At 74.0% G+C, this 13,657-nt stretch carries 10 protein-coding genes; 5 read left to right on the top strand and 5 right to left on the bottom strand.

Annotation, left to right across the window (positions count from 1 at the left end; all coding sequences use genetic code 11):
• Positions 1 to 58 precede the first annotated feature (58 nt).
• The 3 genes from ACVUH9_RS21175 to ACVUH9_RS21165 all read right to left on the bottom strand — a co-directional run bounded on the left by ACVUH9_RS21175 (position 59) and on the right by ACVUH9_RS21165 (position 6,128).
• Positions 59 to 1,675 (bottom strand): purine-cytosine permease family protein, encoded by a 1,617-nt coding sequence (locus ACVUH9_RS21175; protein ID WP_475760639.1) that lies wholly within the window; start codon positions 1,673 to 1,675, stop codon positions 59 to 61.
• Between the two features lie 369 nt (positions 1,676 to 2,044).
• Positions 2,045 to 4,069, bottom strand: coding sequence for a hydantoinase B/oxoprolinase family protein (locus ACVUH9_RS21170; protein WP_475760637.1), 2,025 nt, complete (start codon positions 4,067 to 4,069; stop codon positions 2,045 to 2,047).
• A gap of 1 nt (position 4,070) precedes the next feature.
• On the bottom strand, positions 4,071 to 6,128 hold the full coding sequence (locus ACVUH9_RS21165) for a hydantoinase/oxoprolinase family protein (protein ID WP_475760635.1): 2,058 nt from the start codon (positions 6,126 to 6,128) through the stop codon (positions 4,071 to 4,073).
• Between the two features lie 247 nt (positions 6,129 to 6,375).
• Between ACVUH9_RS21165 and ACVUH9_RS21160 the strand changes: the two genes are divergently transcribed.
• The gene (locus tag ACVUH9_RS21160) at positions 6,376 to 7,962 is read left to right on the top strand and encodes a helix-turn-helix domain-containing protein (RefSeq protein WP_475760633.1); all 1,587 of its coding nucleotides are present in this window, start codon (positions 6,376 to 6,378) and stop codon (positions 7,960 to 7,962) included.
• Here the strand turns inward: ACVUH9_RS21160 and ACVUH9_RS21155 are convergent.
• On the bottom strand, positions 7,959 to 8,756 hold the full coding sequence (locus ACVUH9_RS21155; RefSeq protein ID WP_475760631.1) for an ABC transporter ATP-binding protein: 798 nt from the start codon (positions 8,754 to 8,756) through the stop codon (positions 7,959 to 7,961). The genes ACVUH9_RS21160 and ACVUH9_RS21155 overlap by 4 nt on opposite strands.
• The gene (locus ACVUH9_RS21150) at positions 8,753 to 9,883 is read right to left on the bottom strand and encodes a FecCD family ABC transporter permease (RefSeq protein ID WP_475760629.1); all 1,131 of its coding nucleotides are present in this window, start codon (positions 9,881 to 9,883) and stop codon (positions 8,753 to 8,755) included. Before ACVUH9_RS21150 ends, ACVUH9_RS21155 begins: the two co-directional genes overlap by 4 nt.
• 52 nt (positions 9,884 to 9,935) lie before the next feature.
• Here ACVUH9_RS21150 and ACVUH9_RS21145 point away from each other — a divergent pair, with 52 nt between their 5' ends.
• The 4 genes from ACVUH9_RS21145 to ybaK all read left to right on the top strand — a co-directional run bounded on the left by ACVUH9_RS21145 (position 9,936) and on the right by ybaK (position 13,488).
• Positions 9,936 to 11,183: an MFS transporter gene (locus ACVUH9_RS21145; RefSeq protein ID WP_475760627.1), complete on the top strand. Its 1,248-nt coding sequence runs from the start codon at positions 9,936 to 9,938 to the stop codon at positions 11,181 to 11,183.
• 104 nt (positions 11,184 to 11,287) lie between these two features.
• The gene (locus ACVUH9_RS21140) at positions 11,288 to 12,388 is read left to right on the top strand and encodes an ABC transporter substrate-binding protein (protein ID WP_475760625.1); all 1,101 of its coding nucleotides are present in this window, start codon (positions 11,288 to 11,290) and stop codon (positions 12,386 to 12,388) included.
• A 149-nt stretch (positions 12,389 to 12,537) separates the two neighbouring features.
• Positions 12,538 to 13,020 carry a YflT domain-containing protein gene (locus tag ACVUH9_RS21135; protein WP_475760623.1) on the top strand — a complete coding sequence of 161 codons (483 nt, stop codon included), beginning with the start codon at positions 12,538 to 12,540 and terminating at the stop codon, positions 13,018 to 13,020.
• Between the two features lie 3 nt (positions 13,021 to 13,023).
• The gene (ybaK, locus tag ACVUH9_RS21130) at positions 13,024 to 13,488 is read left to right on the top strand and encodes a Cys-tRNA(Pro) deacylase (protein ID WP_475760621.1); all 465 of its coding nucleotides are present in this window, start codon (positions 13,024 to 13,026) and stop codon (positions 13,486 to 13,488) included.
• The last annotated feature ends 169 nt before the right edge of the window (positions 13,489 to 13,657 follow it).

The raw sequence follows: 13,657 nt of genomic DNA, 5'->3' as shown, positions 1-13,657 counted from the left end.
CGTCGATCCGCTCCCGAACGTGGGGATCAGAGCGGATCGACGGAGGGCGCGGCCCGGCTCAGTCGCCGGTGGTGCCGGCCCCGACCGCGTCGCGCCGGGCGGCCCGGTGGAACGCGTTGGTCGCCGCGCACGCCGCGCAGGCGGTCGCGTGCGGAGCCTCGGGCGAGCGGTCCATCTCCCGCGCGAGGTAGGAGCGGTCGCAGACGTCGCAGCGCACGCGATCGACCCACGGATCGTCGACCTCGTCGATCGGGTCGTTCGGACGCGACATCGCGAACCAGGTCGGCCGCTCAATCGTCGTGACCACCGCGTAGACGCCGAAGGCGAGCACGAAGGTCAGCGGCAGGCCGATCAGCTCCCAGGTCTGCGACGTGGTCGAGTCGCCGATCTTCAGCGCCAGGCCGACCGCGGTCGCGACGCCCCAGGCGAGCACGCCCGCCGGGTTGATCCGCGGGATCCGGCCGGGACGGAACTCGATCTGGTCGAGCGGGATCTTGCGCCGCCGCAGGTAGGCGACATGCGCCAGCGCCACGCCGACCCACGAGACGATCGCGATCCCCTGGTAGGCCAGCGCGTCGGCGACGTAGCCGAAGACGTTGGTCAGCATCAGCGCGTAGCCGAGCAGGCAGGCGACGATCACCCACAGCGTCCGCGGCAGCGAGATCCCCGTCAGCCGCGCGAAGAAGCTCTGGAGGTTGGTCGACGCGACGTAGAGGTTGACCGTGTTGATCCGCATCTGGGTCAGCACGATCAGGAGGAAGCCGAGCATCCCGGTCAACCCGACGATCTTCACCGGCAGCGCGCTCTCCTGGCCCGCCAGCTGGTCGAAGGTGATCCCGAACGTCGAGACGAGCAGGATCCCGATCAGGCCGTTGACCCCGAACGTCAGCACGTAGTAGAGCCAGCCGAAGGTGACGTTGCGGTGGTAGCGCTCGTCCTCGGGACGGGCCAGGCGGGCGAAGTCCATCGTGTAGAGCATCAGGACCCAGATGCCCATGTAGGCGACGAACGCCTGCAGCCACGGCAGCGTCGTGCCGGGGGCCGCGGCCGAACCGGGCAGGAAGCCGTGGTAGCCCTCGCTGACCAGCGCCCAGACGACGACGCCGACCATCGCCACGATGTAGAACGGCAGCATCCAGCCGTTGACCTTGTCGAGCCGCGAGCGGATCCCGCGCCAGACCAGCGGCGCGGTGCTGAAGACCACGATCGCGTACCAGAGCTTGAGCGGGCCGCCGATGTAGGTCTGGGCGGCGACGGCGACGACGGCGCCCTCGAAGACGACGTAGTAGATCGCGGTCGCCGCGAGGATCAGGGTCGGGATCGCCGCCCCCGCCACGCCGAACATCGAGCGCGAGAACAGCGCCACGGTCAGGCCGCTGCGCGACGCCGTCCGCAGCAGTACCGCGTTGACGGCGGTGTAGGCGACGATCGTCAGCCCGATGCCGATCAGCGCGTTGGTGGTGCCGTAGGCGAGCGCGATGAAGGCCGCGAAGTAGACGTAGAAGAACGCCGTCATCACGCCGTACCAGGCCATCGTCAGCTTGCCGCGCTGCAACCGCCAGCTGCGCGGTACGACGTGCAGTGAGTAGTCCTCGGTCGCCGCCTCCTCGACGACCCGCGGGTCGTCGGTCTGCGAGATCTGGAGCGCAGGACGCTCCGGGGCGATGGTGCCCATGGTTCTCTCTCCTCGAATAGGGGTGCGGCTCCCGTACGGGGACGACAGTCGCGGTATCGGGCGCACCGTCCGTGGTCGGTGCGCGAGGCTCGTGCCGACCCGGGCGATCGGCGGTGCTGCGGGTACTACGGGTGCTGCGGGTACGTCAGGGGAACTGCGGGTGCTTCGGGAACTGCGGGTACGTCGGGAAGTCAGGTGCGTCGGGTGTTCGAATCACACCGCCGCGCGGATGCGTGCGAGGGGATGCGGAGGCCGAGCAGGTCGGGGCGGACGGTGCGAGAGCTGTGCGCCAGCACTGCCGAGCGTCACCCGGCCCGAGATGCGAAGCGCTACGCGCGCCTCGCACCATCCGCCCGAGATGCGCAGCGCCTACGCGCCGCTCACGGCATCCGCCACCTCCGCCCAATGCGCCGCACTGCGGCGCTGGAGCAGGCCGCGGTACTGCTCGGTCGTGCGGGTCAGCAGCTCGCCGCTGCCCCAGTCGAGGATCACGCCGTGGCGGCGGACCAGGTCGAGCACGTCGAGCTCGCCGTTGCGATAGCGGGTCGCGACCTCCTCCGGGTCCTCCTCCAACCAGCCGAGCCGGGCCGCGGCGTGCTCGGTGCGGGCAAGCGCGGTCGCCTCGACGTCGACCTCGTACTCCGACAGCTCCTCGTCGAGCGTGCGGACGACGACGCCGTAGTCGCGCTCGGCGCGGCGGACGCTGACGTAGCCGTCGATCACGTCCTCGACGACCTCGGCCGGATCGCGGGTGAGCGGATCGCCGAGCCCGCCGCCGCCGGCCGACGGCCGCTCGAAGCGGTCGCCGCGCTCGACCGCGACGTTCGAGAAGTTCGCGCCGAGGTACTTCTCGCGGTCGGTCCCGCGGTTGAGCCAGACGCCGTGCGGCAGCGACGGCAGGCCGCCGCCGATGCCCCAGGTGACCGAGCGGCCGCGGTCGCAGCAATAGCTCATCACGCTGTGCTCGACGTCGGTCAGGGTCCCGCCCTTGCGGACGCCGCAGCCGCCGCGGTGCTGGCCGGGGCCGCCGGAGTCGGTGATGATCTCGTGGACCGAGGTCAGGACCGGCGTCAGCCGCTCCTGGCCCTCGAGCGGCTGGACGGCGAGGCCGACGCCGAAGACCGGCGACGTGGCGTTCTGCCCGTCCTTGCCGTGGCGACCGCCCCAGCCCCCGGCCATCCAGTCGTACCACATGAAGAACGGCCGATCCTCGCGCCGGGCGTCGCGCCCGCCGACCAGCAGGTACTCGAGGTTGAAGCAGCAGGCCAGGGCCCGCTCGGGCAGCAGCTGCGACCAGAGCTCGAAGCCGGCGCTCATGATCTTCTCGTAGGCGCCGGAGACGCAGCCGGTGACCGCGATCGGCCAGCCGGCGTTGACGACGGTGCCCTCCGGCCCGACGTCGACCGAGATCGCGCGGTAGAAGCCGGAGTTCAGCGGGATGTCGGGCAGGAACGTCTTGGCCGAGGCGATCGCCCCGGAGAACGCCACCCCCGCCCCCGAGTTCAGGAAGCTGCCGATCGCCGGGTCCGAGCCGGACAGGTCGTAGGCGATCTCGTCGCCCTTGATCGTCATCTTCAGCCGGACGGCGACCAGACCCTCCTCGCCGGCGGGGTCGAGGTCGAGGTGGTCCTCGGTCTCCCAGACGCCGTCGGGCAGCTCGGCGATCCGGGCGCGGGTCAGGCGCTCGACGTAGTCCTGGACGGCGCCGAACGCGGCGGTCACCGTGCGGCTGCCGTACTTGTCGATCAGCCGGAAGACCTCCTGCTCGGCGACGCGGGTCGCCTCGACCTGCGCGTGGCAGTCGCCGACGATGTCGCCGGGGGCGCGGGTGTTGTGCGCGACGAGCCCGATCACGTCGTGGCGGACGACGCCGCGGTCGACGATCCGGACCGGCGGGATCCGCATGCCCTCGCCGAAGTGGTCGGTCGCGCTGATGTCGAACGAGCCCGGGACCGAGCCGCCCATGTCGGCCCAGTGGCCGTTGGCCTGGGCCATCGCGACCAGCACGCCGTCGGCGAAGATCGGCCGGATCACGGAGACGTCGCTGAAGTGCGTGCCGCCGCGGTAGGGGTCGTTGACGGCGAAGACGTCGCCCTCGTGGATGTCGTCGCCGAAGTCCTCCAGGACCGCCTTGGCCTTGAGGTGGAGGGTGCCGACGTGGACGGCGATGTCCTGGCTGCCCTGCATGATCGTGTTGCCCTCGGCGTCGCAGAGCGCACACGAGAAGTCACGGGCGTAGATCACGAACGAATGACATGTCCGCAGGATCTGCTCGGCCATCTCGTCGACCAGGGTCACGAACGAGTTCTTGAGGACCTCGAAGGTGACCGGATCGAGGGCCACCTGGCCGTCGGGGACGACGTGGGCGGCGGTGGGGGTCGTGGTCGGGGGCATCTCAGCTCACCTCGGTGATGTGCATGCGGATGTTGCGCCACTCGTCGATCTCGACGAGGACGCCGGGGGGCACGAGGGTCGTGCTGTCCAGCTGATCGATGACCGCCGGGCCCACGAACTGGAGGCCGGCGGGAAGGCTGTCGCGGTGGAAGACCGGCGTCCGGCGCGGGTCCTCCTCGCCGTCGAACCAGACGTCGCGCTCGACGACCGGCTCGGGCAGGGTCGCGTCCTCGCGCTCGTCCTCGCGCGGCAGCTGGACCCGCTCGGTCTCGCCGATCACGGTCAGCTGCAACCGGTACAGCTCGACCGGGGCGTCGTCGCGGCGGTACGAGAACTCACGCTCGTGCTCGGCGTGGAAGCGCTCGACGGCCGCGTCGAGATCGGCCAGCGGGCGGTCGACCTCGACGTCCATCGAGCGCCACTGGCCGAGGTAGCGCATCGCGATCGAGCGCTCGAGCCGGACCTTGTCGGCCGGCACGTTCTCGTCCTCCAGCAGCTCCCGGCCCTCCTCCTCGAGCTTCGCGAAGGCGGCCTCGATCTCGTCCGGGTCGGCGTCGTCGACCGAGGCCAGGAACATCGTCGAGAGGTCGTGCTTGATGTCGACCATCAGGCAGCCCAGCGCCGACCAGGCGCCCGGTCGCGGCGGCACCACGACGGTCGGGATCGACAGCTCCTTGGCCAGCGCCGCGCCGTGCAGCGCGCCGGCGCCGCCGAAGACGACGAGCGCGAACTCGCGCGGGTCGTAGCCGCGCTGGAGCGACATCAGGCGGACCGCGTCGGCCATGTTCGCGTTGGCGACCTGCAGCATCGCGTCGGCGGCGGCGGGGACGGAGAGGCCGAGCGGCTCGGCGATCCGGGTCCGGATCGCCTCCTCGGCGGGGGCGTGGGCGAGGGTCATCTCGCCACCCGCGAGCTCGGCGCCGAGCCGGCCGAGGACGACGTTGGCGTCGGTGTTGGTCGGCTCCGTCCCGCCCTGGCCGTAGGCGGCCGGTCCGGGGATCGAGCCGGCCGACTGGGGGCCGTTGCGGAGCGAGCCGGCGGCGTCGATCGTGCCCAGCGAGCCACCGCCGGCACCGATCGTCAGGACCTCGATCGAGGGGAAGCAGATCGGGTAGCCGTACTCGACGAACCACTCGTTGGTCGTCCGCAGCTGGCCGTCGTGGACGAGCGAGATGTCGGTGCTCGTCCCACCCATGTCGAGCCCGATCGCGTTCGGGTAGCCGCAGAGGCTGGCCGTGTGCTGACAGGCGACGGCACCGGCGGCGATGCCGGAGGCGGCCAGCCGGACCGAGAGCTTCTCGACCGCGGCCGGGGTCATCACGCCGCCGCCCGAGTGCAGGATCAGCAGGTCGCCGTCGTAGCCGTCCTCCTCGAGCCGCTGCCCGAGCTGGTTGACGTAGCCGGAGACCAGCGGCGAGAGGACCGCGTTGGCGACGGTGGTCGAGAACCGCTCGTGCTCGAAGATCTCCGGCAGCACGCCGCTGGAGGTCGAGATCGCCACGTCGGGCAGCGCCTCGCGGAGGATCTCGGCCATCCGGTCCTCGTGCTCCGGGTTGGCGTAGGCGTTGATGAAGCAGACGGCGACCGCCTCGACCCCGCGGCGGGCGAGGATCCGGGCGACGTTGCGCGCCTCCTCCTCGTCGAAGGCCTCGACGACGTTGCCCTCGCAGTCGATCCGCTCGGTCACCTCGAGCCGGTCGCGGCGCCGGATGTACGGCGAGGCGTTGTCCTTGTAGGCGTCCCAGAGGTCGTCGCGGGTGCCGCGGCGGATCTCCAGCACGTCGCGGAAGCCGCGGGTGGTGACCATCGCCGCCTGCGGAAGCCGGCGGGTGATCAGCGCGTTGGTGGCGACGGTGGTGCCGTGGCAGAACAGCGCGACGCCGTTCAGGTCGACCCCGGCGTGGGCGACGCCGGCGAGCACGCCGTCGATCGGGTTGGGGGTCGACGGGACCTTGGCGACCTCCAGCTGGCCGCTGGTCTGGTCGAGCACGCAGACGTCGGTGAAGGTCCCGCCGACGTCGACGGCGACGACGGTACGGGCGTCTCGTTCAGGGTTCATGCTGCCTCTTCTCGTCGGGAGCGACCGATGGGTGCCGCTCCGGTCGGGACCAGTCTCCGCCCGGGGGGTTCCGTAGAACCGACGAACGATTCGTGGGGTTCACGATCCCGAGCCGTGGACGGGGCACCCACCGAGCGATCAGACTGCGCACGGATCGGTCGCCGGCCGACTCCGCCCTCCCCCACCCGCCCCACCGCTCCGCTCGTCCGTCGCCCGGGCGCTCGGGACGACGGGCTCCTCGCCTCCCGTGATCACGCTCCACGACCTCCTCGCCCGCCGCGACCTCGGTCTCCGGCTCCTGTCCGACACCGGCAACCCGAGCGCGGTCCGGATCGAGAGCGCCGAGGTCTGCGACCTACCCGACCCGCGGGCGTGGCTCGACGACGGCTCGATGCTGCTCACGACCGGGGTCGCGATCGGGCCCGGGGCGCACATCCAGCGGCTGCTGGTCGAGCGCGCGTTCGAGGCCCGCGCGGCCGCGATCGGCTTCGCGGTCGGGCTCGTCCACCACGACGTCCCGCGCGGGATCGTCGAGACCTGCGAGCGGCTCGACGTGCCGTTGGTGGCGATCCCCGCCGCGACCCCGTTCCGGCTGGTGGTGGCCGCGGTCGCCGAGCAGGCGGTGCCCCACGAGCTGCAGGTCGCGCAGCGCGCGCTCTCGGTCCAGAGCCACCTGATGGAGGCGCTGTCGGCCCCGGAGCCCGAGGCCGAGGTGCTCCGCCGGCTCGGCTCGCTGCTGACCGGCACCGCGCTGATCGCCGACGAGGCGGGCACCGTCACCGGTGCGCCCGACAGCGCCGTGCCCGACGAGCTCTGGGGCCCGCTGCGGGGCGGCAAGGGCGTCGGCCTCCACCACATCCGTGGCCGCCGCTACGTGACCGCACCGATCAGCGACCGGGTCGGCACCCGCCGCTGGCTGGTGGTCGTCGGCGTCGGCGCGTCGCTGCCCGACGCGCTCGCCCGCCAGGCGCTGCTGAGCGCCGAGCGGCTGATCCGGCTGATCGACCGCGCACGGCCGCCGCGGGCCGTCGACGCCCGCGCGGTCCGGGCGGAGCTGGCCGAGGAGCTGCTCGGCTGGCGGCTGCCGACCGGCGGCCGCCGGCACGTCGCCCAGCGGGCCGCGGCGCTCGGGCTCGACGTCGACGCCCGGCTCCAGGTCGCGGCGATCCACGCCCGGCGGCTGCCGGCCCCGACCGGTCTCGGGCCGTCCGGACCCGCCGCCCGCGAAGCCGGCCCGCAGGTGCTCGGGCGGGTCCGGGCCGAGCTCGAGGCCCACCTCACCAGCACCGACGTCCCCTTCGTCCTGACCAGCCGCGAGCTCGACCTGGTGGTGATCGCCCCCGAGCCGCTGGAGCGGGTGCTGGAGGCACCGCTGCACGAGCTGGCGTCGGCCGGCGGGCCGCTCGACGGCGGGATCGGACGGTCGACGGCGACCGTCGACGGGCTCCCGCGCAGCTACCTCGACGCCCGCTTCGCGCTCCACCAGCTGGCCGCGACGGTGCCCGGCGACGGCCGCTCGCGGGTCCTCCGCCACGCCGAGCTCGACCTGATCACGACGCTCGTCTGCGACGCCGATCCCGCGCTGCTCGGGCCGCGTCGCCGGGCGCTGGTCGAGACCCTCGGCGGCCCGCCGCTGGAGGAGACCCTGCGGGCCTACCTCGACCACCGGCTCGACGTCTCGCGGACGGCGGCGGCGCTGCACCTGCACCCGAACTCGCTGCGCTACCGCCTGACCCGGATCGAGGACCGGCTCGGCCGCTCGCTGCGCGAGCCGTCGACGATCGCCGCGCTGCACGTCGCCTTCGGCTTCGGCTGGGCGCTCGACGAGGACTAGCCGCTCGGCGACGTCCCAGCGAGCCCCCCGAGGGTGACCCGCGGCCGGCCGGTCAGCGGGTTGCGGTCGACCACCGCCTCGACCCCGAAGACCTCGCGGATCAGGTCCGGCGTGAGCACCTCCGCGGTCGGGCCGGCGGCGTGGATCCGCCCCTGACGCAGGACGTGCAGCGTGTCGCAGATCGAGGCCGCCAGGTCGAGGTCGTGGAAGACCGCCACGACCGAGCCACCGAACCCGCGCAGGAACGCCAGCAGCTCGCGCTGGGCGCGCAGGTCGAGGTGGTTGCCCGGCTCGTCGAGCAGCAGCAGCGCATCGGTCTGGACGATCGCCCGGGCCAGCAGCACGCGCTGGCGCTCGCCGCCGGAGAGCGTGCCGAGGTAGGCGTCGGCGCGGTGCTCGATGCCGAGCGTCCGCAGCGCCGCGCGCGCCTGACGGTCGCGCTGCTCCCGCGACTCGCGACGGGTCCGCTGGTGGGGCAGGCGCCCGGTCCGTACGACGTCGAGCACCTGGAGGTCGAAGTCGAGCGGCGGATCCTGCTCGAGCACCGCCAGCCGCCGCGCGACCGCGGCCCGCGAGAGCTCGTCCCAGACGTCCTCGCCGTCGAGCAGGACCGTGCCGGCGGACGGCCGCAGGGCCCGGTGGATCGTGCGCAGCAGCGTCGACTTGCCGCTGCCGTTGGGCCCCAGCAGCCCGACGATCCCGCCGGCCGGCACGACCAGCGAGACCCCGTCGACCAGCGGCTCCGCGACGCCGCGGACCGTCACCCGCAGCTGCTCGATCCGGAGCGCGCTCACGCCAGCGCCCCCGCCCCGCCGCGGCGCAGCAGCAGCACGAAGAACGGACAGCCGACGACGGCGGTCAGGATCCCGATCGGGAGCTCCTCCGGTGCCTGCACGGTCCGGCTGAGGAGGTCGATCAGCGGCAGGTAGATCGCCCCCAGCAACGCGGTCGGCAGCAGCGTGCGGGTGTGCGAGCCCCCGCGGAGCAGGCGCACCACGTGCGGCACGACCAGCCCGACGAAGCCGATTCCCCCGGCGACGGCGATCGCCGCCCCGGTCAGCAGCGCCGAGCAGAGCACGAGCAGGATCCGGGTCCGGGTCGGGTCGACCCCCAGCGAGCCGGCTGCGACGTCGCCCTGCGCCAGCGCGTCGAGCCGACCGGCCTGGGCCACGATCACAGCCGCGGTGACGAGCACGATCGGCACCAGCCAGGTCAGGGCCGCCCAGCGGGCGCCGGCGAGCGAGCCCATCAGCCAGAAGACGATCGCCTGCAGGCGATCGGGGTCGGCCCGGAACTGGAGGTAGCTGGTGACCGCGGTGAAGAACGCCGCGATCGCGACCCCCGCCAGCACCAGCCGGGCGGCGTCGATCCCCCGCCGGCTCGCCCCCAGCGCCAGCACCAGCACGAGCGCGACCGCGGCCCCGGCGAACGCGCCGACCGAGAGCCAGGCCAGGCCGCTGGTCCCGACCACCGTCAGCACCAGCACGGCGCCGGTGCTGGCCCCCGCCGACGCCCCGAGCACCTGAGGATCGGCCAGCGCGTTGCGGACCGTGACCTGCAGCGCCGCTCCGGCCAGCGCCAGCGCAGCGCCGACGAACGCGCCCGCCAGCGCCCGCGGCGTCCGCAGATCCCAGACGATCTGGTCGACCAGCGGCGCCGGTCGGTCCCCGGTCAGGTGCAGGTGGTAGCCGAGCACGCCCAGCGTGTCGCTCAGCCGCAGCGGCACCGACCCGACGGTCACGGACAGCAGCAGGACCACGACCAGCAGGACCAGTCCGCCGAGCACCACGGCGGTCTCCGTGCCGACGCCCGCCGCCGTTCGTCGTGGCCGCCGGGGACCACGGACGCGGGACGGGGTGGGCGTGGTCGGCGGGGTCGGCGACCGGGCCTCCTCAGGCTCGGTGACGGGGGTCTGGAGCATGGCGGCAGCATGCCACAGTTAATAAGATTGAGTCTTGTTACTATCATCGGCCGTGCCGCTCGCCCGCCCCACGGAGGCCCTTCCCTCCGCGTTCGTCCTCGCCCGGGCCGCGGCCTGGCTCGGCGCCGCTTCGACCTTCGTCGCGGTCCCGATCCTCGTCTACGGGCGCACCGGCAGCCCGCTCGCGACCGGCCTCGCCGCCGCCCTCGAGGCCACGCCCTACCTGCTCGTCGGGCTCTGGGCCGGTGCCCTGGCCGATCGGCGCGATCCGGTGGTCCTGATCCGGCGGACGGCGCTGCTCTCGACCGCCGTGCTGACGGCCACCGTCGTCGGCGTCCTGCTCGCCCCGGGCCCCGCGGGCACGCTGATCCTGCTCGCCGGAACCGCCGCGACCACGGCCCTCTCGGCGTTCGCCGACGCCGCCGGCTTCGCCGTCCTGCCGCGGCTCGTCGACCGCCCCGCGTTCGCCCGCGCCAACGGGCGGCTGGCGACGATCGGCCTGACCGCGCAGCTCGCGGGTCCGCTGCTCGCCGCCGCACTGCTCGCCACCGGCGCCGACGTCGGCGCGCTGCTCCCGCACGCAGCGCTGATGCTGATCGTGGCCGCCGCCATCGGCCGGGTCCGACCCGGCAGCCCCACCACGGCGGCTCCGTCGTCGCCGGCCACCGGGGCCACGATCGGCGAGGGGCTGCGGTTCGTCCGCGATCACCCGGTCGTCGGCCCGCTGACCCTGGCCGGCGCCGCCAGCAGCCTCACCGTCGGCGGCGTCCTGGGGCTGCTCGCGGTCTACGGGCACGAGGCGCTCGGCTGGGACCGCGACTCCGGACGGACGGCCGCGCTCTACGTCGCCGTCGCCGGTGGCGGGCTGCTCGCCAGCCTGCTCGCGCCGCGCCTCGTCCACCGGCGTAGCCCGACCGCCGTCGGCGTCGGCGGCCTCGCGTTGAGCCTGGTCGGCCTGGTCCTGCTCGCCGCCGCTCCCAGCCCGTCGCTGAGCGCGGTCTGGCTGCTCGGCTGGCAGCTGGCGATCGCCGTCGTCGTGCTCAACGGGATCGTCGTCCGCCAGCTCTCGACCCCGCTCCCGCTCCAGGCCCGGGTCGGCGTCAGCGGCCGGATGCTCGCCTGGGGCACGCAGCCGATCGGCGCCCTGGCCGCGGGCGCCGCGACCGAGCGCTGGGGCGTCCAGACCGCCTTCGCCCTGCTGACCATCGGCAGCCTCGTCGCGATCGCGACGCTCGCGATCGCCGCGCTCGCGCGCCCCGAGCTACGGCGTCCGACCCCGGCCGTCGTGCCCGACCGATGAGTCCGTCGCCTCCGGTCCCCGTCACCGGCGGCCACCGCTGCGGACGCCACCGACCCACCACCTTCCCCCTTCCCTGCCCGACCCCATCCCTTCGAGGAACCCCCGTGCCCAACCGTCGCTCCCGCCGTTCCGCGGGCCCCCTGCTGACCGCCGTCGGCGTCACCGCCGTGCTCGCCCTCGCCGCCTCCGGCTGCGGGAGCGGGAGCGACAGCGCCCGTGATACGCCCGACGACGCCGGCCCCGGCCTGCGCGTCGAGCAGCTCGCCGCGTCCGCCCCGCCGCCCTCGTCGACCGCCGTCGCCGGCTGCGACGGCACCTGGATCACCCCCGGACGGCCAGCGCAGCGCGTGCTCTCGCTGCGCAACTACGTCACCGAGCTGCTGGTCGGCCTCGGCGCGGCCGACCAGGTCGTTGGCCAGGTCAACGCCGGAAGCTTCACCCCGCTGCCGCAGCTGGCGCGGGCCTACGCCCGGGTGCCGGTGCTCGCCACCCGCGCGCCGTCCCAGGAGCAGGTGCTCGCCGCCCGCCCCGACCTGGTCGTCGGCGACGGCAGCTGGGCGTTCGACGGCAAGGGCGTGCCGACCCAGAAGGAGCTGGTGGCGTCGGGCGTGGCGCCGTACGTGATCCCGCCCGCATGCCTCGACGCCCGTCACCCGTCGCCGCGGCTGGACGACGCGTTCCGGACGATCGAGGACCTCGGCCGCCTGACCGGGACCGAGACGCAGGCCACGGCCCTCGCCGGATGGGGCCGGGAGCGGATCGCGGAGACCCAGCGCTCGCTCCCGGCCGCCGCACGGCCGACCGTCCTCGCCGGCGGGGTCTCCGAGGGGGCGTTCTACGCCTACGACCGCGGGTTCTACGCGCCGACGCTGAACGCCATCCGGCTGGACAACGTCCTGCCCCGCGGGACGGTCACCGGCACCGCGACCTTCGCCCCGGTCAGCGTCGAGCAGGTCCTGCGCTGGAATCCGGACGCGCTGGTCCTCACCTACCTGACCGAGGAGGACCTGACCACCCAGCGGGAGTACGTCCGGCGACGGCTCGGACGGCTGACGGCGGTCCGCGCCGATCGCGTCTCCTACGTGCCCGAGTCGTTCTTCGCGGGCGGGCTCGGGGCACTCGCACGACTCCCGGAGGTGGCGTTCGCCGCCCGCGGGCAGGCGGTGCCCGCGAGCCTGCGGGACGCGCGTCCGCCGGTCGGGTGAGCGCGGGCGGCGAGCGGGTCCGACGCGGGCCTCCGCCGCCGGGGCCAACGGCCCGGCTGACAGGCTCCCGGGCAGGGCATAGGCTGGATCCGGTGGTCGCGGCCCGGCCACCGGCCGTTCCCGTTCGCTCTTCCCTGGAGGTACCACCCATGAGCACCGCTCCCGCCCCGCCGGAGGGCCCGCGCCAGACCGTCGCGACCTTCGACGACTACGCTGGCGCCGAGCGCGCCGTCGACTACCTCTCCGACCAGGGCTTCCCCGTCGAGCGACTGGCGATCGTCGGCACCGACCTGCGGACGGTCGAGCAGGTGACCGGGCGCGTCACGACCGGCCGCGCCGCGATCATGGGCCTCGGCCAGGGCGCGTTCATCGGCCTCTTCTTCGCCCTCCTCTTCGGCATCTTCTTCACCGGCCCGGAGTTCTTCGGTCTGCTGGTCTACGGGATCGTGCTCGGCGCGCTGCTCGGGGCCGCGTTCGGGGCCTTCGGCCATGCAGCCCAGGGCGGCGGGCGCGACTTCGCGACCGTCGGCGGCCTCCGCGCCCAGCACTACAACGTGGTCGCCGACCACGAGGTCGCGGCCCGCGCGAGCGAGCTGCTGGCCCAGCAGGGCGCGGGCAGCGCCGGCGCCTGAACCGTGGCCGCACGTGAGACCCCGGCGACCCGGGCCGCCCGCAAGGCCGGGGTCGCCTTCACCCTCCACGAGTACGACCACGACCCGGCGGTCGCCTCCTACGCGCTGGAGGCGACCGAGCGGCTCGGGGTCGCGCCCGAGCGGGTCTTCAAGACCCTCGTGGTGAGCCGCGACGACGCGCTCTCGGTCTGCGTGGTGCCGGCCGACGCGACCCTCGACCTGCGCGCGCTCGGCAAGCGGGCGGCGCTCGCCGACCCGACCCGGGCGGAGCGGACGACCGGCTACGTCGCCGGCGGGATCAGCCCGCTCGGCCAGCGACGGGCGCTGCCGACGCTGATCGACGAGAGCGCGCTCGAGCACGAGACGGTGCTCGTCAGTGCCGGCCGCCGCGGGCTCGAGATCGAGCTGGCCCCGCAGGACCTGGTTGCCCTGACCGGCGCCGAGACCCGCCCGCTGCGGCGCGGCTGAGCGCCGCTCCGGCGCCAGGACACGGACGTCCGCGGTCGCCGAGCGGCGTCGACCGCCCGTCTGCCGCGGGCACGAGGGCGCCTAGGTGTAAGGGCTAGGGAGGTTGTTCCGGTCTAGGTGCCGGGTCCCGGAGGGACCCGGCAGGCCGGAGGCCTGCCGTTCAACGAGG

This window comes from Patulibacter ginsengiterrae (assembly GCF_056269115.1).
The sequence above is the reverse complement of the archived record's forward strand: the minus strand, read 5'-3'. Positions and strand labels throughout refer to the sequence as shown.

Bases quoted from the DNA above. Each gene is read 5' to 3' on its own strand.
- ACVUH9_RS21175 (WP_475760639.1), bottom strand. From the start codon at position 1,675: ATGGGCACCATCGCCCCGGAGCGTCCTGCGCTCCAGATCTCGCAGACC.
- ACVUH9_RS21170 (WP_475760637.1), bottom strand. From the start codon at position 4,069: ATGCCCCCGACCACGACCCCCACCGCCGCCCACGTCGTCCCCGACGGC.
- ACVUH9_RS21165 (WP_475760635.1), bottom strand. From the start codon at position 6,128: ATGAACCCTGAACGAGACGCCCGTACCGTCGTCGCCGTCGACGTCGGC.
- ACVUH9_RS21150 (WP_475760629.1), bottom strand. From the start codon at position 9,883: ATGCTCCAGACCCCCGTCACCGAGCCTGAGGAGGCCCGGTCGCCGACC.
- ACVUH9_RS21135 (WP_475760623.1), top strand. From the start codon at position 12,538: ATGAGCACCGCTCCCGCCCCGCCGGAGGGCCCGCGCCAGACCGTCGCG.